Annotated in this window: 16 protein-coding genes; 15 read left to right on the top strand and 1 reads right to left on the bottom strand. The window is 69.6% G+C overall.

Translation table 11 applies throughout. The annotated features are described in order from the left end of the window. Nucleotides 1-33: 33 nt before the first annotated feature. Both BLR21_RS00340 and BLR21_RS00335 read left to right on the top strand, forming a co-directional pair. Nucleotides 34-1,629, top strand: a complete 1,596-nt coding sequence (locus BLR21_RS00340) for a substrate-binding domain-containing protein (protein WP_090003629.1) — start codon at nt 34-36, stop codon at nt 1,627-1,629. Next, on the top strand, nt 1,616-2,182 hold the full coding sequence (locus tag BLR21_RS00335) for a hypothetical protein (RefSeq protein WP_338061020.1): 567 nt from the start codon (nt 1,616-1,618) through the stop codon (nt 2,180-2,182). The genes BLR21_RS00340 and BLR21_RS00335 overlap by 14 nt, the downstream gene beginning before the upstream one ends. A gap of 18 nt (nt 2,183-2,200) precedes the next feature. On the opposite strand, the gene BLR21_RS00330 is transcribed toward BLR21_RS00335, so the two are convergent. Continuing rightward, nucleotides 2,201-3,037, bottom strand: coding sequence for an IclR family transcriptional regulator (locus BLR21_RS00330; RefSeq protein ID WP_090003628.1), 837 nt, complete (start codon nt 3,035-3,037; stop codon nt 2,201-2,203). A 110-nt stretch (nt 3,038-3,147) separates the two neighbouring features. Between BLR21_RS00330 and BLR21_RS00325 the strand changes: the two genes are divergently transcribed. From BLR21_RS00325 to BLR21_RS00265, 13 genes are all read left to right on the top strand, one after another. Then, nucleotides 3,148-3,801, top strand: coding sequence for an ABC transporter permease (locus tag BLR21_RS00325; RefSeq protein ID WP_256334347.1), 654 nt, complete (start codon nt 3,148-3,150; stop codon nt 3,799-3,801). Beyond that, on the top strand, nt 3,794-4,765 hold the full coding sequence (locus BLR21_RS00320; RefSeq protein WP_090003627.1) for an ABC transporter ATP-binding protein: 972 nt from the start codon (nt 3,794-3,796) through the stop codon (nt 4,763-4,765). Before BLR21_RS00325 ends, BLR21_RS00320 begins: the two co-directional genes overlap by 8 nt. Next, a complete protein-coding gene (locus BLR21_RS00315) occupies nt 4,762-5,508 on the top strand; it encodes an ABC transporter permease (protein ID WP_090003626.1) in 747 nt (248 codons plus the stop codon). The genes BLR21_RS00320 and BLR21_RS00315 overlap by 4 nt, the downstream gene beginning before the upstream one ends. Nucleotides 5,509-5,540: 32 nt before the next feature. Further along, nucleotides 5,541-6,461, top strand: a complete 921-nt coding sequence (locus BLR21_RS00310; RefSeq protein WP_090003625.1) for a glycine betaine ABC transporter substrate-binding protein — start codon at nt 5,541-5,543, stop codon at nt 6,459-6,461. Nucleotides 6,462-6,463: 2 nt separating this feature from the next. Continuing rightward, a complete protein-coding gene (fae, locus tag BLR21_RS00305; RefSeq protein WP_090003624.1) occupies nt 6,464-6,967 on the top strand; it encodes a formaldehyde-activating enzyme in 504 nt (167 codons plus the stop codon). Continuing rightward, on the top strand, nt 6,964-7,872 hold the full coding sequence (locus BLR21_RS00300) for an NAD(P)-dependent oxidoreductase (protein ID WP_256334346.1): 909 nt from the start codon (nt 6,964-6,966) through the stop codon (nt 7,870-7,872). Before fae ends, BLR21_RS00300 begins: the two co-directional genes overlap by 4 nt. 11 nt (nt 7,873-7,883) lie before the next feature. Then, complete coding sequence (locus tag BLR21_RS00295) at nt 7,884-9,296, top strand: NAD-dependent succinate-semialdehyde dehydrogenase (RefSeq protein WP_090003623.1); 1,413 nt, start codon at nt 7,884-7,886, stop codon at nt 9,294-9,296. After that, nucleotides 9,296-10,063 carry an SDR family oxidoreductase gene (locus tag BLR21_RS00290; protein ID WP_090003622.1) on the top strand — a complete coding sequence of 256 codons (768 nt, stop codon included), beginning with the start codon at nt 9,296-9,298 and terminating at the stop codon, nt 10,061-10,063. The genes BLR21_RS00295 and BLR21_RS00290 overlap by 1 nt, the downstream gene beginning before the upstream one ends. Before the next feature lie 22 nt (nt 10,064-10,085). Then, nucleotides 10,086-11,561 (top strand): FAD-binding oxidoreductase, encoded by a 1,476-nt coding sequence (locus tag BLR21_RS00285; protein WP_090003621.1) that lies wholly within the window; start codon nt 10,086-10,088, stop codon nt 11,559-11,561. Then, nucleotides 11,558-12,931, top strand: a complete 1,374-nt coding sequence (locus tag BLR21_RS00280) for an FGGY-family carbohydrate kinase (protein WP_090003620.1) — start codon at nt 11,558-11,560, stop codon at nt 12,929-12,931. The genes BLR21_RS00285 and BLR21_RS00280 overlap by 4 nt, the downstream gene beginning before the upstream one ends. A gap of 65 nt (nt 12,932-12,996) precedes the next feature. Further along, entirely contained in the window at nt 12,997-15,324 is a 2,328-nt protein-coding gene (locus BLR21_RS00275; protein ID WP_090003619.1) for a glycoside hydrolase family 3 protein, read from the top strand. A 9-nt stretch (nt 15,325-15,333) separates the two neighbouring features. Next, the gene (locus BLR21_RS00270) at nt 15,334-15,957 is read left to right on the top strand and encodes a TetR/AcrR family transcriptional regulator (RefSeq protein ID WP_090003618.1); all 624 of its coding nucleotides are present in this window, start codon (nt 15,334-15,336) and stop codon (nt 15,955-15,957) included. A 308-nt stretch (nt 15,958-16,265) separates the two neighbouring features. Then, nucleotides 16,266-18,950: an AfsR/SARP family transcriptional regulator gene (locus BLR21_RS00265; RefSeq protein ID WP_090003617.1), complete on the top strand. Its 2,685-nt coding sequence runs from the start codon at nt 16,266-16,268 to the stop codon at nt 18,948-18,950. Nucleotides 18,951-19,031: the final 81 nt, after the last annotated feature.

Genomic DNA, 19,031 nt, shown 5'->3' with positions numbered 1-19,031 from the left:
CACGAGCCATCAGCGCGACTCCCAGGAGCCAGCATGATCCGCCGTCTCATTCCCGCGGTCGCCGTCGTGGCGCTGCTGGCGGGATGTTCCGACTCGACAGATCCGGCCAGACCGGTCGGCGACGCCGCCCCCGGCACCCTCCGCGTCCTCGCGGGCAGCGAACTGGCCGACCTCCAGCCGATCCTCGACGAGGCCGCCAAAGCCACCGGCATCAGCGTGAGGTTCAGCTTCACCGGCACCATCGAGGGTGCCGAGAAGGTCGCGAGCGGCGCGGCCGAGCAGGGCTTCGACGCGGTCTGGTTCTCCTCCAACCGCTACCTCGAACTCGTGCCGGAGGCGCAGAAGCGGCTCGGCACGCCGGCCAAGGTGATGTCCTCGCCCGTCGTACTGGGTCTGCCCGCCGCGAAGGTGCGGGAACTGGGCTGGGACACCGGACGCGTCGGCTGGGCGGAGATCGCCGAAGCCGCGGGCGCGCGGAAGTTCACCTACGGCATGACCGATCCGTCCGTCTCCAACTCCGGGTTCTCCGCGCTGGTCGGCGTCGCGGCGGCGTTGTCCGGGTCGGGTTCGGCGCTCGACGCGGCACGGATCGACGCGGTCGCGCCGCAGCTCAAGGAGTTCTTCTCGGCCCAGAAACTGTCGGCGGGCTCGTCCGGCTGGTTGTCGGAGGCCTACCAGCGGCGCGCACAGGACCCCGGCGCCGAAGTGGACGGTCTGATCAACTACGAGTCGGTGCTGCTGTCGATGCCCCAGCCGCTGACGCTGGTCTACCCGAGCGACGGCGTGGTGACGGCCGACTACCCGCTCACGTTGCTCACGTCGGCGTCGTCGGAAGCCCGTGACGCGCACCAGAAGCTGTCCGACCACCTCAGGAGCGCGGACGTCCAGCGCAAGATCATGGAGACCACGCACCGCCGGCCCGCCGTGCCGCAGGTGCGGCTGGACGGCAAGTTCGCCACGAAGGACCTCGTGGAACTCCCGTTCCCCGGCAGTCAGTCCGCTGTGGACGGTCTGATCACCACGTACTTCGACCGGCTGCGCCGCCCGTCCCGGACGCTCTACGTGCTCGACACGTCCGGCTCGATGCAGGGCGACCGGATCGACGGCCTGCGCCAGGCCCTCACGGGGCTGACCGGCGCCGACGAGTCGCTCGCCGGCAGGTTCAGCCGGTTCCACGGCCGCGAGCAGGTGACCTTGCTGCCGTTCAGCAGCAGCGCGCGGCCGCCACTGAAGTACGAGGTGCCGCAGGACGACCCGCGGCCCGTCCTCGACCAGATCCGCGCCACCGCCACGAGCCTCGACGCGTCCGGCGGCACGGCGATCTACAGCAGTCTGCGCGGCGGTTACGACGTGCTGCGCCGGCAGATCGACGCCGACCCGGACCGGTTCACGTCGATCGTGCTGATGACCGACGGCGAGAACACCGGCAGCGAGGGCATCACCGACTTCCAGCTGTTCCACCAGAGCCTGTCGCCGGACCTCAAGGGCATCCCGATCTTCCCCGTGCTGTTCGGTGAGAGCGCCACGACCGAGATGGAGCAGGTGGCGAAGATGAGCGGCGGCAAGGTGTTCGACGCCCGCAGCCGTTCGCTCTCGGCCGCCTTCAAGGAGATTCGTGGTTATCAGTAGGTACCTCGCCTCCTGGAAGAACCTGGCCGGCTGCGCGGGCGGGCTGTTCGGCCTCGCCCTGCACCTCGCCGGGCTCGCCGGGTCGTACTGGGTCGTGGTGGTGATCGGCCTCTACGGCGTGGGCGCCCTGGCCGCGCCACCCGAGCGGATCACCCTGGTGACCGACCCGGAGGAGGAGGCGGGCGCGCTGCGGTCCGAGTTGGACGCGCTGGTGCGACGGGTGCAAGGCCTGCGAGTGCCGGACGAGGTCGCGCCGAAGCTCGCGGAGATCGCCGAGGTCCTGCGCGGCATGCTCGACCGCCCTCGCGCACTGCGGGCCGACCCGGACGCCCTGCACGCCGTCACCCGGCTCGTCGGCACCGACCTGCCGCTGTCCGTGCAGACCTACCTCAACCTGCCGCGGTGGTACGCCGCCGCACGGGGCTCGGGCACGGAACTGGTGCGGCAGCTCGACCTGCTGCACGCCGACGCGAGGAGGACCGCGGAACGGTTCCACGCGGCCGACGCGCAACGGCAGGCCGACCACACCCGCTACCTCGAAGACCGCGAGTAGCGTCGCGACGTTCCCGGATCAGCCCGGATAGCCCAGCGCGGCCGACAGATCCCGGGCGGCACCGGAAACGATCCGGCCCAGCTTGTCCAGCTGCGCGCCGATCCGTTCCTTGGGCGCCGACACGTTCAGCGCCGCCACGACCCGCGAAGTGAAGTCGTACACCGGTGCCGAAGCCGCGACCACGCCCCGTTCCAGCTCCTCGTCCGAGGTCGCGTAACCGCGCTCCCGCACCCGCCGCAGTTCGGCGACCAGCGTGTCCAGGTCGGTGATCGAGTTGGGCCGCGGCGAGGGCTTCTCCAGCACCGCGAACGTCGAGTCGGCTCGCTCCCCCGCCTCCAGCACGCCCTCGTCGTGGCCGTGCTCGGCGTACCAGACGCCGAGCGACCCGGCGTCCCAGTCGCTGAGCAGCGCGCGCCCGGACGGCGTCCGCCACGCCGCGGTCGTCACGCCCTCCCAGCCGGTGGTGTGGAAGCGGTTCGGGCTCAGTTCGCTCAACAACGTCAGCACGTTGCCGCCCCGCAGCACGCAGAGGTGCGCGGTCTCGCGCGTCACCTGTGCCAGGTGCTTCAGGTGCCCGCGCGCGTTCCAGGCCAGCGCGCCCTCCGCGGTCCGGGCCGCCAGCGCGTACAGGCGCGACCCGAGCCGGTAGGCCTGCGTGTCCGGGTCTCGGTCGACGAGCCCGCTTTCGCCGAGGGTCGCGAGTGTGCGCGACACGACCGTCTTGTCGCGGCCGACGAGCGTGGCGATCCGGACGACGCCGAGGCCGCCGGACTGCACCGCCTCGGGCCGGCCGAGCACCTCCAGCACTTCGATGTCACGGGCCAGACCTGCGGAGTTGCGTCGAGATCCCTGCATGGCGCGGCACTCTACGAGGTCTGTTGCCATATCGCCAACACCTGTTGTGCATAAGACCACGCCAAATCTACCGTTCCCGGCCATCGGCACCGACGCCGGAAGGAGGCCCCGTGTCCGGTTCTCTCGACGTGTTCCTGGCCCGCCGCTGGGAAGACCTCGTCATGCTGACGCTGCAACACCTCGCCGTGGTGGCCCTGAGCCTCGCCATCGCCACCGTTCTCGGCGTTCTGATCGGCTTGCTGGTGTGGGACAGGAACGTCCCGCGCACGGCGGCGCTCACCGCCGCCGGCATCGCGATCACCATCCCTTCGCTGGCGCTGCTCGCGCTGCTGAGCCCCGTGCTCGGGCTCGGCTGGGCGCCCACGGTGGTGTCGCTGGTCTTCTACTCGCTGCTGCCGATCGTGCGGAACACCGTGGTCGGCCTGCGCGAGGTGCCCGCACACCTCATCGAGTCGGCCAGGGGCATGGGAATGACGCCCGTGAAGACCCTGCTGAGCATCCAGCTGCCGCTCGCGTGGCCGGTCATCGTGACCGGCATCAGGGTCGCGGCGCAGCTCACGGTCGGCATCGCGGCGATCGCGGCCTACGTCGCCGGTCCCGGTCTCGGCCTCTACATCTTCAAGGGCCTGTCGTCACTCGGCTCGGTCAACGCGCTCAACTTCACGCTCACCGGCACGATCTGCGTCGTGCTGCTGGCCCTGCTCCTCGACGGCGCCTTCGTCCTGATCGCCCGCTACAGCACTTCTAGGGGTCTCCGTGTCTGAGCCAGGAGCCGGCATCGAACTGAGCCACGTCACCAAGCGGTACGCGGGCCAGCAGCAGGCCGCCGTCGAGGACTTCTCGCTGAGCGTCGACCCCGGCGAGCTGGTCATGTTCGTCGGGCCGTCCGGTTGCGGCAAGACCACGACGATGAAGATGATCAACCGCATCATCGAGCCGTCGAGCGGGTCGATCACGATCGACGGCCAGGACGTGCTGTCGCTGGACCCCAACGAACTCCGCCGCCACATCGGGTACGTCATCCAGCAGATCGGCCTGTTCCCGCACATGACGATCGCGGAGAACATAGCCACCGTGCCGAAGCTCCTGGGCTGGTCCAAGGAGCGCACCGGCAACCGTGTCGACGAGCTGCTGCGAACCGTCCAGCTCGACCCTGGGACGTTCGCGCACCGCTACCCCAAGCAGCTCTCCGGTGGTCAGCAGCAACGCGTCGGTGTCGCCCGCGCCCTGGCAGCCGATCCGCCGGTGATGCTGATGGACGAACCGTTCGGCGCCACCGACCCGATCACGCGGCAGAAGCTGCAGGCCGAGTTCCTCAAGCTCCAGGCCGACATCGGCAAGACGATCATCTTCGTCACGCACGACTTCGACGAGGCCATCCGGCTCGGCGACCGGATCGCGGTGCTGAGCGAACGCAGCCGGATCGAGCAGTTCGACACGCCCGCGAACATCCTCGCCAACCCGGCCAACGACTACGTGTCGAGCTTCATCGGCCACGGCGCCGGCCTCATGCGCCTCGCGCTGATCCCGATCTCCGACGTCGAGCTCGACGCACCGGACGCGAGTGCGCCCGCCGTCGATGCCGACGCCTCGTTGCGGGACGCGCTGGACCTGTTGATGGTCACGGGTTCCGAACGGGTCAACGTGTCGGGAGCGAACGGTTCGCTGACGCACGCGAAGATCTCGGCCGCGCTGAACAGGGTCAAGCAACCGGTGGAGGCGTCATGACCGTCCACACCGGACAGGCTCCGCGGCTGGGGCTCAAGCGGTTCACGACACCGCTCGCGGTCGTGGTCGCGCTGGTCGCGTTGTTCGCCTGGCTCAGCAGCCTCACGCTCGACTCCATCGAGCAGCGCACGCTCAACACGAGCTACCTCCTCGACCGCACGCAGGAACACGTCCTGCTCACGGTCGTCTCGTCCGCGCTCGTCGCTCTTCTCGCGATCCCGGCGGGCATCGCCGCCTACCGGGTCCGCTCGAAGGCGGTCCGCGCGTTCGTGATCGGCCTGGGCAACATCGGCCAGGCGACCCCCGCGGTCGGTGTGGTGATCCTGCTGGCGATCGTGTGGCAGACGGGCTTCTACACCGCCCTGATCTCGCTGGTCGCCTACTGCTTCCTCCCGGCGCTGCGCAACACCCTGACCGGCCTCGAACAGGTCGACCAGGCCACCCGCGAAGCAGCCAGGGGCATGGGCATGACCCCGCGCCAGGTGCTGTGGCGCATCGAGCTCCCGCTGGCCTCACCGGTGATCCTGGCCGGGCTGCGGACCGCTCTCGTGTTCTCCGTCGGCGTCGCGACCATCGCGACGTTCATCAACGCAGGCGGCCTCGGCGACATGATCGTCAACGGCCTGAAGCTCCAGCGCTACCCCGTGATCGTCGTCGGCGCAGTGCTCGTCGCCGCGATCGCCGTCCTCATCGACTGGGCAGCCGGTCTCGTCGAGGACCTCGTCCGCCCCCGCGGTCTGTAAGCACCCCTCCTCCTCCGCCAGAAGGACATTCCATGTACAAGCGCGCCCTCATCGGCGTGCTGGCCCTCGGGCTGGCCGCCTGTTCGAGTTCCCCGTCCGCCGACACCGCCGCGAAGACCAGTGATCTCGCGGGCCTGTCCGGCGAGATCGGTTCGAAGGACTTCGCCGAGCAGTACATCCTCGCCCACCTGACGACCAAGCTGCTCAACGCCCACGGCGCGACGCTGGAGGCCAACACCAAGCTGGTCGGCTCGGCGAACGTGCGGCAAGCCCTGGAGAACAAGCAGTTCGTGGGCTACTGGGAGTACACCGGCACGTCCTGGATCACCTACAACAAGCAGACGGCGCCGATCAAGACCGAACAGGAGCAGTTCGACGCGGTGAAGAAGGCCGACGAGGCCAAGAACATCGCGTGGGTCTCGCCCGCGCCGTTCAACAACACCTACACCTTCGCGATCCGCAACGAGAAGGCGAAGGAGCTCAACGTCTCCAAGATGAGCGACATCGCCAAGCTGCCCGCGAACGAGCGGACGTTCTGCATCGAGAGCGAGTTCTCCACACGGGACGACGGCTGGCCCGGCGTCTCGAAGGAGTACGCGTTCGACGCGCCGAAGGACAACGTGAAGCTGCTCGACACCGGTGTCATCTACACCGCCACGAAGGACGGCAAGGACTGCAACTTCGGCGAGGTGTTCGCGACCGACGGCCGCATCGCCGCGCTCGGGCTCACCGTGCTGCAGGACGACAAGGCGTTCTTCCCGATCTACCAGGGCGGGTTCACGCTGCAGGCCGACGTGCTCAAGAGCCACCCGAAGATCGCGGACGTGCTCAAGCCGATGGCGGACAAGCTGACCACCGAAGAGATGCAGAAGCTCAACGCCAAGGTCGACGTCGACGGTGACGAACCGGACGAGGTCGCGCAGGAGTGGCTGACCGCGCAGGGGCTGATCTGATCATGCTGATCGGAGAGAGCTTCGTCGGCGAGGGCGTCAACGCCGCCCACATCAACACCGTGCTCGGCCATCGCGAAGGACCGGCGGGCACCGCTTGGGCAACGGCTCTGGCCACGCCTTCAGCGGGCCACGTCCCGTTCGTCGCCGTGCTGCGGCCCTCGTTGCCGGTCAAGCCGATGACGTTGTTCGTCACCAAGGCCGCTCCCGCGAACGACGACCACGGGCTGCTGATCTGGGGTCCCGCGCAGGCCGGCGTCGCCGCCGGTGTCGCCGACGCGGTGGCCGACGGCAGCATCCCGGAACCGGACACCTCGACACACGTGCTGATCGCGGCGGTCTGGGTCAACCCCGGCGCCGACGACGCGGACACGGTGTACCGCAACAACCGTGAGGCCACTCGGACAGCACTTGCCAACGGTGCCAAGGACCTGCCGGCGATCGACGCGGTGCTCGCCGCGAAGGACACCCCGAGCAACCCCTTCTACACGCCCGAGGAGAGAGCGTGAGTGCCCAGTCGAAGGATCTGGCTGTCGGTTTCATCGGCCTTGGCAGCATGGGTTCGGGCATGACCCGCAACCTGCAGAAGGCCGGGTTCTCCCTGGTGGTCAACGACATCCGCCGCGAGTCGGCGGACGAACTGGTCGACGGCGGCGCCAAGTGGGCGGCCACGCCCGCCGAGGTCGCCGCCGACAGCGACCTCGTGATCACCATGCTGCCCACGCCCAAGCACGTCCACGAGGTCATGAACGGCCAGGCCGGGGTGCTCGCCGGCATGGTCCCCAGCGGCACCTGGATCGACATGTCCACCTCGGTGCCCGAGGTGGCGGACGAGATCCGCAGGAAGAACCCGGGCCTGCACGTGCTGGACGCCCCGGTGAGCGGCATGTCGGTGGGCGCCGCGAACGGCACGTTGCAGATCTTCGTCGGCGGTGACCTCGACGACGTGACGCGCCTGCGGCCGGTGTTTGACGCCATGGGAGATCGGGAACGCATCCTGCACGTCGGCGGTCATGGTGCGGGCTACACCGTGAAGCTGATGCTGAACCAGCTGTGGTTCTCGCACCTGGTCGCGACGGCCGAGGTGCTGGCGATCGGCGTCAAGGCGGGTGTGGAACTGGGTGTGCTGCGCAACGCGCTCGTCAACAGCCCGGCCCGGAGCAACTTCGTCGAGCACGACGTGCTGTCCGTCCTGGACCACGGTGACTACGACGAGGGCTTCGCGATCGCGCTGGCCTGCAAGGACCTCGGCCTGTCGACCAGCCTCGCGGCGTCCGTCGGAGTGCCCGCCGAGCTGTCCGCCCTGGTCGAGCAGATCTTCCGCCGCGCCCGCGCCTCCTACGGCGACACGGCCGGCGAGATGACCCCGGTGAAGCTCTACGAGGACCTCATCCGGGTCGACCTGAGGCTGTGAGGGGACAAGCCATGCACACCAAGTTGTACATCGACGGCAAGTGGCTCGATTCGAGTGACGGCCGCACGTTCGAGGTGCTGGATCCGTCCACAGAGGAGGTTCTGGCGTCGGTCGCCGAGGCCACGCCTCAGGACGGCGTGCGCGCTCTGGACGCCGCCGTCGCCGCCCAGGCCGCGTGGGGCAGGACCGCACCGCGGGCGCGGGCCGAGATCCTGCGCAGGGCCTTCGAACTGGTGACCAGGCGGACCGAGGAGTTCGCTCGACTGATCACCTCGGAGATGGGCAAACCGCTGGCCGAGTCACGGGCCGAGGTCGCCTACGGCGCGGAGTTCCTGCGGTGGTTCTCCGAGGAGGCACCGCGGATCTCCGGCCGGTTCACGACCGCGCCGGACGGCCGCAACCGCCTGGTCACGGTGAAGCGGCCGGTCGGGCCGTGCCTGTTCGTGACGCCGTGGAACTTCCCGCTCGCGATGGCCACGCGCAAGATCGCCCCGGCCATCGCGGCGGGCTGCACGATGGTGCTCAAGCCCGCCGAACTCACTCCGTTGACCGCGTTGCTGTTCGCCGAGGTGCTGACCGAGGCCGGGCTGCCGGCGGGCGTGCTCAACGTGATCACCACGACGGATCCGGGCGCGGTGACCGGCCCGTTGCTCACCGATCCGCGGCTGCGCAAGCTGTCGTTCACCGGGTCGACGGCGGTGGGCAAGAGGCTCATCGCGCAGTCCGCCGACCAGGTGCTGCGGGTCTCGATGGAACTGGGTGGCAACGCGCCGTTCCTCGTCTTCGAGGACGCGGACGTCGACGCGGCCGCGGACGGTGCCGTGCTCGCCAAGCTGCGCAACGGCGGCGAAGCCTGCGTGGCGGCCAACCGGTTCCTCGTGCACTCGTCGGTCGCGGAGGAGTTCACGGCGAAGCTGGCCGAGCGCATGAAGAACTACCCGCTCGGGCCGTTGGTCGACGCCAGGACCAGGGCGAAGGTCACCGAACTCGTCGAGGACGCGCTCGATCGTGGAGCCGAGCTCGCTTTGGGCGGCGCCGCGTTGGAGGGCAAGGGTTTCTTCTTCGAAGCGACCGTGCTCACCGGCGTGCCCGGCGACGCCAGGATGCTGGCGGAGGAGATCTTCGGCCCGGTGGCGCCAATCGTCACGTTCGAGACCGAGGAAGAAGCGGTCCGGCTGGCCAACGCCACCGAGTACGGCCTGGTGTGCTTCGCCTACACCCGTGATCTGAATCGGGGTTTGCGGCTCGCAGAGTCGCTGGAGACCGGGATGCTCGGCCTCAACACGGGAATCGTGTCGAACCCCGCCGCTCCGTTCGGTGGCGTCAAGCACTCGGGCATCGGCCGTGAAGGCGGCGCCGAGGGCATCGAGGAGTACCTCGAAACCACTTATGTCGCGGTATCTGACCCGTTCGGGAGCAGCTGATGGACTTCGGGTTGGATCTCTTCTCCCTGAAGGGGAAGAACGCGATCGTCACCGGGGGCAACACGGGGCTGGGCCAGGCGTTCGCGCTCGGCCTGGCCGCCGCCGGGGCCGACGTGTTCGTGCCGAGCCTCGTCTCCGACGACGGTGAGACACAGAAACTCGTCGAAGCGCAAGGCCAGCGGTTCGCCGGCATGACGGCGGACATCACGGCACCGGGCGCGTGCGCGTCCATTGTGGACGCGTGCTTCGAGCAGCTCGGATCCGTGGACGTCGTCGTCAACTCGGCCGGCATCAGCCTGCTCGACGACGTGGAGAGCTTCGACCGCGCCAAGTGGGACCCGATGATCGCGGTCAACCTGACCGCGGCGTTCGAACTGGCCCACGAGGCGACCAGGTACATGATCCCGCAGCGGTCCGGGAAGATCATCAACATCGCGTCGCTGTTCTCGTTCCTCGGTGGCCGCCAGTCCCCCGCCTACGCCGCGACCAAGCACGGCATCGCGGGGTTCACCAAGGCCTACTGCGACGAGCTGGCCCAGCACAACATCCAGGTCAACGCGCTGGCGCCGGGCTACTTCGCCACGAAGATCACCGAGGCCACCCGGGCCGATCCCGAGACCAACCAGCGCGTGATCGACCACATCCCGGCCGGTCGCTGGGGCGACCCGAGCGACCTCATGGGCGCACTGGTGTTCCTCGCCTGCCGCGCCTCCGACTACGTCAACGGCCACACGCTGGTGGTCGACGGCGGTTATCTCGTCCGCTGACTCTCTTCTCGAAGGCAGAGCCATGTTTCCTGCACCGCCGCCCTCCGTCCCCTCCGCCTCCGGCCTGAGCCGCGAGCAGATCGTCGCCGGGCTGGTCGACCTGCTCGGCGCCGGGAAGGTCGACACCGACGAGCAAGAGCTCAAGGAAGCCAGCGTCGACAGGTTCCGCAAGTACACCTCGGTGCACGGCATCTTCACCGGCCCGATCCCGGCCGCGATCGTCAGGCCGGGGTCTGCCGAAGAGGTCGGCAAGGTGCTGGCGTTCGCGAACGAGCACCGGATCAACGTCGTCCCGCGCACCGGCCGGACCGCGACCGAGGGCGGGCTGGAGACGCTGGTGGAGAACACCGTCGTGCTCGACGGCTCCACAATGGACGCGATCGTGAAGATCGACCCGGTCAACATGATGGTGACCGCGCAGTGCGGTGTTCCGTTGCAGCGGCTGGAGGACGCGTTGCGCGAGCAGGGCCTGACGACCGGCCACTCGCCGCAGTCCAAGCCGCTCGCGCAGATGGGCGGACTGGTCGCGACCCGCTCGATCGGCCAGTTCTCCACGCTGTACGGCGGCATCGAGGACATGGTCGTGGGCCTGGAGGCGGTGTTCCCGGACGGCACGGTCAGCCGGATCAAGAACGTCCCGCGCCGCGCGGCCGGTCCGGACATCCGGCACGTCGTGATCGGCAACGAGGGCGCGCTGTGCGTGATCACCGAGGTCACCGTGAAGCTGTTCCGCTACCAGCCGGAGCACAACCACTACTTCGGCTTCCTGACCGACGACTTCGGTGACGCCGTCGAGCGGCTGCGCACGCTGATCACCGACGGCTACCGGCCGTCCGTGTGCCGCGTCTACTCCCCCGAGGACGCGAACCAGCACTTCAGCCACTTCTCCGGCAACAAGAACGTGGTCGTGCTCGTCGCGGAAGGCCCCGAGGGCATCGCGCGGGCGACCGCCGAGGCGATCGAGAAGACGTTCGCGGGCACGGAAGCCGTGGATCCGAAGCTGATCGTCGAGTGGTTCGACAACCTCAACTGGGGCCAGGACAAGATCGACGCGGAGAGGCGCGCGATGCTGGAGACCCGGCACCTCGGCTACACCACCGAGGTCTCCGTCGACTGGTCGAACGTCACGCCGCTCTACGACGCGATCATGAACCGGGTGCGCCGTGAGTTCCCGCGCTTCGCCGACCTCACGATGCTGGGCGCGCACTCGTCGCACAGCTACCAGACCGGGACGAACCTCTACTTCGTCTACGACTACGACATCACCTGCGCACCGGAGCAGGAGATCACCGAGTACCACATCCCGCTCAACGCGATCATCGTCGAGGAGTCGCTGCGGCTGGGCGGTTCGATGGTGCACCACCACGGCATCGGCAAGTACCGCACGCCGTGGACGCGCGATGAGCACGGCAGCGCCTACCGGATGCTCGAAGTGCTCAAGCACGGCTTCGACCCGAACGGCATCATGAACGCCGGCACGATCTTCCCGGTGTCATGACCTACCTGATCGCGATCGACAACGGCTCGCAGAGCACGAAGGTGTCGATCGTAGACGAGGTCGGCCGCGTGCACGCCTCGGCCCAGCGCCCGCTGCGGCCGTACGAACACCCGAAGCCCGGCCAGGTCGTGCACCCGGACGACGACGTGTGGGACTCGATCGCCGAGGCCTGCACCGAGGCGATGCAACGGTTCACCGGCGCACCGGGCGAGATCGCGGGCGTCGGGCTGTGCACGATCCGGTTCTGCCGGGCCGTGATGGACGCCGACGGCCGGCTCACCGAACCGTTGCTGAGCTGGATGGACGACCGTCTCGCCCAGCCTGCCGGGACGAGAAATCTCGTCTCGGCCTCCTCGGGATACGTGACGCTCCGCCTCACCGGTGAGCGGCGCGACACGGCCGGCAACTACGAGGGCATGTGGCCGATCGACCACGAGACGTGGCGCTGGCCGTCCTCGTCACCGTCCTATGCGGACACCGGCATGCGCCGCGAGCAGCTGTTCGACCTCGTCGACCCCGGCGCGTTGCTGGGAAACGTGACCGGCGAGGCTGCCAGGGCCACCGGTCTGCCCGCTGGTCTGCCGGTGTTCGCGACCTCGAACGACAAGGCGGTCGAGGCGTTGGGCAGCGGGCTTTCGGACGAACTGCTCGTGTCGCTCGGCACTTACATCGCCGCGATGACCACCGGGGACCGGCACACCGTCGATCCCGAAGGGCGGTTCTGGTCGAACTTCGGCTCTGTACCGGGAAAATACCTGTACGAGAGCAACGGGATCCGGCGTGGCATGTGGACGGTCAGCTGGTACCGCCAGCTGGTCGGCTCCGACCTCGGGGATCTGGAGGCCGGCGCGGCGGGCATCGAACCGGGCTGCGGCGGGCTGATGACCGTCCTCGACTGGCTGGCCCCCGGCGACCACCCCTACCGGCGCGGCGCGCTGCTCGGGTTCGATGGCACGCAGGGCCGCTACCACGTGTACCGGTCGATCCTCGAGGGCATCGCGCTGACCATGAGCCGCCACAGCGCGTTGATGGGGGAGGCTCTCGGACGTGAGTTCCCGGAGCTGATCGTGTCCGGCGGCGGATCGCGGTCCGACCTGATGATGCAGATCTTCGCCGACGTGTTCGGCCGGCCGGTGCGGCGGACGCGGATGAGCGACGCCGCCGGTCTGGGTGCAGCGATCTGCGCGGCGGTCGGCAGCGGCGTGCACCCGGACTGGGACAGCGCGGTCAAGGCCATGGTCACCACGGCCGATGTCTTCACACCGTCCGCCGCGGCGCCGGTGTACGCGAAGCTCGCGCAAGACCATGCTCGCATCACGGACCACACCGATCCGTTGTTCGCATCCCTGAACCACATCACGGCGGGATAACCGATTGGTAACGGCAAGACCTACCGACCGACCACTCGGTCGGTAGGTCTGGTCAGCTCGAACGCATGCACATCAAGAAGGCGATCGCCGGCCTGGACCTCCCACGGAAAGTCCGGCTGCTCACCGGTTCCGCCCTGTTCGCGCTGCACGCGGAGCCGGAGATCGGCCTGGCATCGCTGAAGCTGTCCGACGGCCCGACGGGTGTCCGCGGCGCCGAACTCAGGGGCGGCACGATCGCGTGCGTGCTGCCGAACGCGACGTTGCTCGCCCAGCACTGGGACGTGGCGCTGGCGCGCGAGGTCGGCGAGGTGCTCGCGGACGAGGCGGCGGCGCAACAGGTCCACGTCGTGCTCGGCCCGACGATCAACCTGCACCGCACGGCGCTCGGCGGCCGGCTGTTCGAGGCCTACAGCGAGGACCCGCTGCTCACCGGCGTCATCGCGGCCGCCTACGTGCGCGGCCTGCAGGACAAGGGTATCGCGGCGACGCCGAAGCACTACGTGGCCAACGAGTCCGAGACCGAGCGGCGTACGGCGAGCATGGTGCTGGACGAGAAGACCTTGCGCGAGGTCTACCTGATGCCGTTCGAGATCGTGGTCGCGGACTCCGCGCCGTGGGCGGTCATGGCGGCCTACAACAACGTCAACGGCATCCCCGCGACCGAGCACACCGAACTCGTCGAGGGTGTGCTGAAGGGCGAGTGGGGGTTCGACGGCGTGGTCATGTCGGACTGGTTCGCCACGAAGTCCACCGCGGCGAGCGCGAACGGCGGCCTCGACCTGGTCATGCCCGGCCCCGGCGGTCCGTGGGAGGACAGGCTGGTCGCGGCTGTGCGGGCGGGCGAGGTCGCGGAGTCGGTCATCGACGACCACCTGGCCCGGTTGCTGCTGCTGGCGTCACGGACCGGGGCGTTCGGCGAGCCGCGCTCCTGGCCTCAGGATCTGCCCGCGCCTGACAGTGCGGGTCGCCGCGAGCAGTTGCGGCGGTTCGCGGCGGGCGGCATGACCGTGCTGAAGAACTCCGGTGTGCTGCCACTGAAGGAGTCCCGCGTCGCGCTGATCGGCCGCCACGCGATCGACACCGTCGCGCAGGGCGGTGGTTCCGCCGGCGTGCGGCCGCCGCACATCATCAGCATCGCGGACGGCCTGACCTCTCGACTCGGAGAACAGGTGTCCGTTGTGGACGGTGTCGAGGTCCGGCTCCGGTACGCCGCTCCCGGCGCCGGGGTGCTGAAGGACATCCGTGCCACGACGTACGACGCCGACGGCCAGGTGCTGGCCACCCGCGAGATGGAGATCGCCGAGCTCGCGGCATATGGCGGCTGGGCGCAGGGTGCCGCGTCGATCGAGGTGTCCGGCGAGGTCGTGCTGGACGAGCCGGCGCGGCTGCTGGTCGGGGTGCGCGGCTTCGGCGACTGGACGATCGACGTCGCCGGACGGCCGTACGCCACCCGCCTGGCCTGGGCGAACGGCATCGTCGAGGAAGCACTGCTCAAGCCGCCGCACTGGACGGCCGAGGTGCTGCTGGCGCCGGGCGACCGGATCACTGCCCACGTTCGCGAGGCCAGCGCGCTGGTCGGCCTGATCACCCAGCCGGTCCCCCGCGCTCCCGCCGACGCGATCGGTGCCGCGGTGCGGGCCGCGCGCGAGGCGGACGTGGCGGTCGTGGTCGTCGGCCTCACCGAGGAGCAGGAGACCGAGGGCTTCGACAAGACCACGCTCGCGTTGCCCGGCGAGCAGGACGCGCTGGTCGCAGCGGTGGCGGCGGCCGCGCAACGCACGGTCGTCGTGGTGAACGCCGCCACGCCGGTGCTCATGCCGTGGCTCGCGCAGGTCGACGCCGTGCTGTGGGCCGGGCTACCCGGCCAGGAGGCCGGTGACGCCGTGGCGGCCGCGTTGCTCGGCGACATCGAACCGGCCGGGCGCCTGGTCACGACGTTCCCCCGCTCCGACGCCGACGCCCTGCCGCTGATTCCGTCCGATGGCGAGCTGGTGTACTCCGAAGGCACCGCGTTCGGCTACCGGGGCGCGGCCGAGCCGTTGTTCTGGTTCGGTCACGGTCTCGGCTACACGACCTGGGAGTACGGGGCTGCGCGCGCGTCCACTGTGGATGGCGTGCTCGCCTCGGTCTCGGTGGAGCTCACCAACACCGGCGAACGGGCAGGTCGCGAGGTCGTGCAGGTCTACCTCCGCCCGCGAGACGAGACGGTCCGTCTCGTCGGGTTCGCGGTGGCGGACGTCGAGGCAGGGCAGACCGTGCGGGTCGAGGTGCCGTGCGACGCACGGGCCCAACGGACCTGGGCGGCCGGTTGGCACCCTCTGACCGGCGGCGACGCGCTGATCGCCCGCGGGCTCGGCGACGTCCGCGTTACCCTGCCCGCTGATCAGGAGTGAGGTGACGCCGTGTCGGTCCCGCCCCGGTACCGAGCCAAGTCGCGGGTGGACGTCTCCGGCGAGGAGTCCAGAGCCAAAGCCGTGGCCGTCGCGACCGAACTGTTCGCGCTGACGGGCTTCAAGGGAACGTCGGTCGCGGCGGTGGCGGCCAGGACCGGGCTCTCGCAGTCCGGCCTGCTGCACCACTTCCCGAGCAAGGCGGCCCTGCTGACGGCCGTGCTGGAGGAACGTGACCGGCAGGACGGCGACTTCCTGGCCGGAAGCGAGGGGCCTCCGCTGGGCTGGGCGGCGTTCGACGCGCTGGCCGCCCTGGTGGCGCGCAACTCGGCGCGGCCGCACCTGGTCGGCCTATTCGTACGGCTGGCCGCCGAGGCGACCGAACCCGGCCATCCCGCGCACACGTGGGTGCGTCAGCACTACAGCGGGCTGCGGCGATGGCTGACCGAGGCCGTGCGCACAGGCCAGGAACGAGGAGAGATCGCGGCCGGCGCCCCGGTCGATTCGATGGTGCGCACGACGATCGCGGTGATCGACGGGTTGCAGCAGCAGTGGTTGCTCCAACCGGACGAGGTGTCGATGACGGCGGAGTTCGAGGAGTTCACCCGAACCCTGCGAGCCCGCTGGGCGGGCTGACAGCGGAACGCAAGGTGGTGGCCCGGTTTCAGTCTGGGGGACCCGTCCGGGCCACCGGTCTTGCGGTAGGTGGCCGGCGTGCGCGGTGACTTTCACACGCCGGCCGGGTTCTGGGGGAACCGGACCCGGCAACTGCGCCGACCCCCACTCCCGGGAGTTCTCGGGCCCGGCGGCGCAGGTACCGGATCTGGACACAAAGATGACAGGGGGCGTGCACAGATTTCGCCCAGGCCGTGCACAGACCGTCAGGAAGTGCGCGAGGATGGCTGTGCACCCCAACGCCTGGATCATCGAGGAGCGATCGACCTGTGGAGTTCCTGCTGCTCGGCTCGCTGGCGGTACGGCGGACGGGCACGTTGCTCGAGCTGGGCGGCCCCCGGCAGCGCGCGGTGCTCACCATGCTGCTGCTGCACGCCAACGAAGCCGTCAGCGTCGCACAACTGACGGAGGCGGTGTGGGACTCGCCGCCGGTGTCGCCCGAATCGAACCTCCGCACGTACGTCGCCGGGTTGCGCAAGGTCCTCGGTGACCGGCTGATGACCCGGGCCGGCCACGGCTACCAGCTCGTGGTCGAGCCCGGCGAGCTGGACCTCGACTCGTTCGACCGGCTGGTGCGCGAAGGCGAGGACGCGCTGGCGGACGGCGACACGGCGGCCGCGGCCGACCTGTTCGGCCAGGCGCTGGCCAGGTGGCACGGCATCCCGACCGCCGAGCTGAACGCGGGACCGTTGCTGCGCGCGGAGTTCACCCGCATCCAGGAACGCCGGCTCACGGCCGTCGAGCGGTTCGCCAGGGCGTCGCTGGAGCTCGGCCGGTTCGACGACGTGATCGACCGGTTGCGGCGGGAGACGGCGCTGCACCCGTTGCGCGAGGAGCTCTGGGCGCTGCTGATGGTGGCGCTGGACCGCTCCGGCCGCCGCAGTGAGGCGCTCGAGGCCTATGCAACGGCCCGCAAGCACGTGATCGAACAGGTCGGCGTCGAGCCCGGCGCGCGGTTGCGCCAGTTGCAGCAGGTGGTCCTCGAAAGCCGGGTGCCCTCGCCCGCGGCTTTGAACGCGCATCGGCAGCTGCCGATGGACATCGCGGAGTTCACCGGGCGCGAGTCCGAGCTGAAGCGGCTGTGCGAGCCGGGGCCGCAGACCACCGTCGTGATCTCCGCGATCGAGGGCATGGCCGGTGTCGGCAAGACGAAACTCGCTGTGCGCGCGGCCCACCGGCTCGTTGAACGTTATCCGGACGTGCAGCTGTGGGCCGACCTGCACGGCTTCGACGCCGACGAGCTGCCCGCGGACCCGTCCGCCGTGCTGGAGAGCTTCTTGCGGCTGCTGGGCGTGCCCGGCGGGCAGATCCCGGAGTCGCTGGAGGACCGGGCGGCGCTCTACCGCGACCGGCTGACGGACAAGCGCGCCCTGGTGCTGCTCGACAACGCCGCCGGCGAGGACCAGGTGCGGCCGTTGCTGCCCGGCGGTTCCAGCTGCATGGTGCTGATCACGAGCCGCCGTACGCTACTGATGCTGGACGGCGTGAAGTCGGTCTTCCTCGACGTCTTCACGCCCGGCGAGGCGCTCGCGCTGCTCTCCCGGATCGCCGGTGAGGACCGGGTGCGGGCCGATCACGAGGCCGCGGAACGGATCGCGGAGCTGTGCGGGCACCTGCCGATCGCCGTCGCGCTCGCCGCGAAACGCCTGGCCCGCCGTCCACAGTGGACGCTGCGGGACCTGGTTGACCGGCTCGAACGGGGAGGCGGTCTCGGTACCCGGGGCGTGTTCGACCTCTCGTACCAGGCGTTGCCGGAGAACCAGAGGCGTCTGTTTCGCCTCCTCGGACTCCACCCCGGTGAAGACGTCACCGCCGACTCGGCCGCCGCACTCGCCGGGCTGACCGCGTACGAGGCGGGCGACCTGCTGGAGACGTTGCTCGACGAACACCTGCTGCAGCAGCACACCCCCGGTCGCTACAGTCTGCACGACCTGCTGCGCGCGTACGCCGTCGAGCAGGTCATGGCCGCCGATCCGCCGCCGGCCCGTGCACTCGCGCGGCGCCGGGTGCTCGACTGGTACGTGCACACGTCCTGGCACAGCGCGCTGCAGCTCAACCCGCAGCGCAAACTGGAGATCGGTCCCGCGGACCCGGCCGTGCACCCGCGCACGTTCGCGGACCGTGACACGGCCCTGCTGTGGTGCGACACGGAACGAGCGAACCTCGTCGCCGCGATCCGCGACGCCGCCCAGCACGAGCTGCCCGAGCAGTCCTGGAGCCTGGCTCAATGCCTGTGGGACTTCTTCAACCTGCGCAAGCACTGGGCGGACTGGATCGACACGCACGGCGTCGCGCTGGCCGCCGCACGCTCGGTCGGCGACCGCGGCGCCGAGGGCCGGATGCTGATCACGCTGGGCATCGCGCTGCGCGAGGTCCGGCGGCACGACGAGTCCGTCGAGTGCTACCAGCAGGCGCTCGCGATCTTCCGGGCGACCGGCGACAGGTCGCGCCAGGTGCCGACGCTCAACAACCTCGGCATCGTCCACATGGTGCAGGGCCGGCCCGAGGACGCGCTGGCGTGCTACGAGCAGTGCGCCGAAATCGCCCGCGAGTTGGGCGATCTGCACACGGAAGCGGTGACGCTGAACAACATCGCGCTGCTGCACGCCGACGCGGGCCGGTTCGACGTCGCGTTGTCGCGGTACCTGCGGGCGTTGGAGATCCGCGCGGACATCAAGGACCCGTACAGCGAGGCCATCCTGCTCAACAACATCGGCGAGGTGTACCGGGGGCTGCTCGACTTCACCGAGGCCGTGTCGTACGTCGAACGGGCGCTGGAGACGTTCCGGGCGATCGGTGACCTCTACGGGCAGGCCGAGTCGCTGGACAACCTCGGGCTGGCGCTGGACGGGTTCGGTGATCGCCGTGGCGCGGAGAAGTGCTGGCTGGAGTCCGTGACGTTGTTCGAGGAGCTGGGCGAGCCCAAGGCCGACGAGGTCCGTTCACGTCTTTGACCGGCCGATCAAGCAAAGTGCGATCCGTGCCGTATCGCGTTTCTTCAGCCTGTTCCGAACAGCCCGCGGGCGAGTTCGCCA

The organism is Lentzea albidocapillata subsp. violacea, assembly GCF_900100275.1.
GTDB classification, from domain to species: Bacteria; Actinomycetota; Actinomycetes; order Mycobacteriales; family Pseudonocardiaceae; genus Lentzea; species Lentzea violacea.
The sequence above is the reverse complement of the archived record's forward strand: the minus strand, read 5'-3'. Positions and strand labels throughout refer to the sequence as shown.

Coding starts and splice junctions, on each gene's coding strand:
- BLR21_RS00280 (WP_090003620.1), top strand. CDS start 11,558: ATGACCTACCTGATCGCGATCGACAACGGCTCGCAGAGCACGAAGGTG.
- BLR21_RS00330 (WP_090003628.1), bottom strand. CDS start 3,037: ATGCAGGGATCTCGACGCAACTCCGCAGGTCTGGCCCGTGACATCGAA.
- BLR21_RS00310 (WP_090003625.1), top strand. CDS start 5,541: ATGTACAAGCGCGCCCTCATCGGCGTGCTGGCCCTCGGGCTGGCCGCC.
- BLR21_RS00295 (WP_090003623.1), top strand. CDS start 7,884: ATGCACACCAAGTTGTACATCGACGGCAAGTGGCTCGATTCGAGTGAC.
- BLR21_RS00290 (WP_090003622.1), top strand. CDS start 9,296: ATGGACTTCGGGTTGGATCTCTTCTCCCTGAAGGGGAAGAACGCGATC.
- BLR21_RS00340 (WP_090003629.1), top strand. CDS start 34: ATGATCCGCCGTCTCATTCCCGCGGTCGCCGTCGTGGCGCTGCTGGCG.
- fae (WP_090003624.1), top strand. CDS start 6,464: ATGCTGATCGGAGAGAGCTTCGTCGGCGAGGGCGTCAACGCCGCCCAC.
- BLR21_RS00285 (WP_090003621.1), top strand. CDS start 10,086: ATGTTTCCTGCACCGCCGCCCTCCGTCCCCTCCGCCTCCGGCCTGAGC.
- BLR21_RS00275 (WP_090003619.1), top strand. CDS start 12,997: ATGCACATCAAGAAGGCGATCGCCGGCCTGGACCTCCCACGGAAAGTC.
- BLR21_RS00315 (WP_090003626.1), top strand. CDS start 4,762: ATGACCGTCCACACCGGACAGGCTCCGCGGCTGGGGCTCAAGCGGTTC.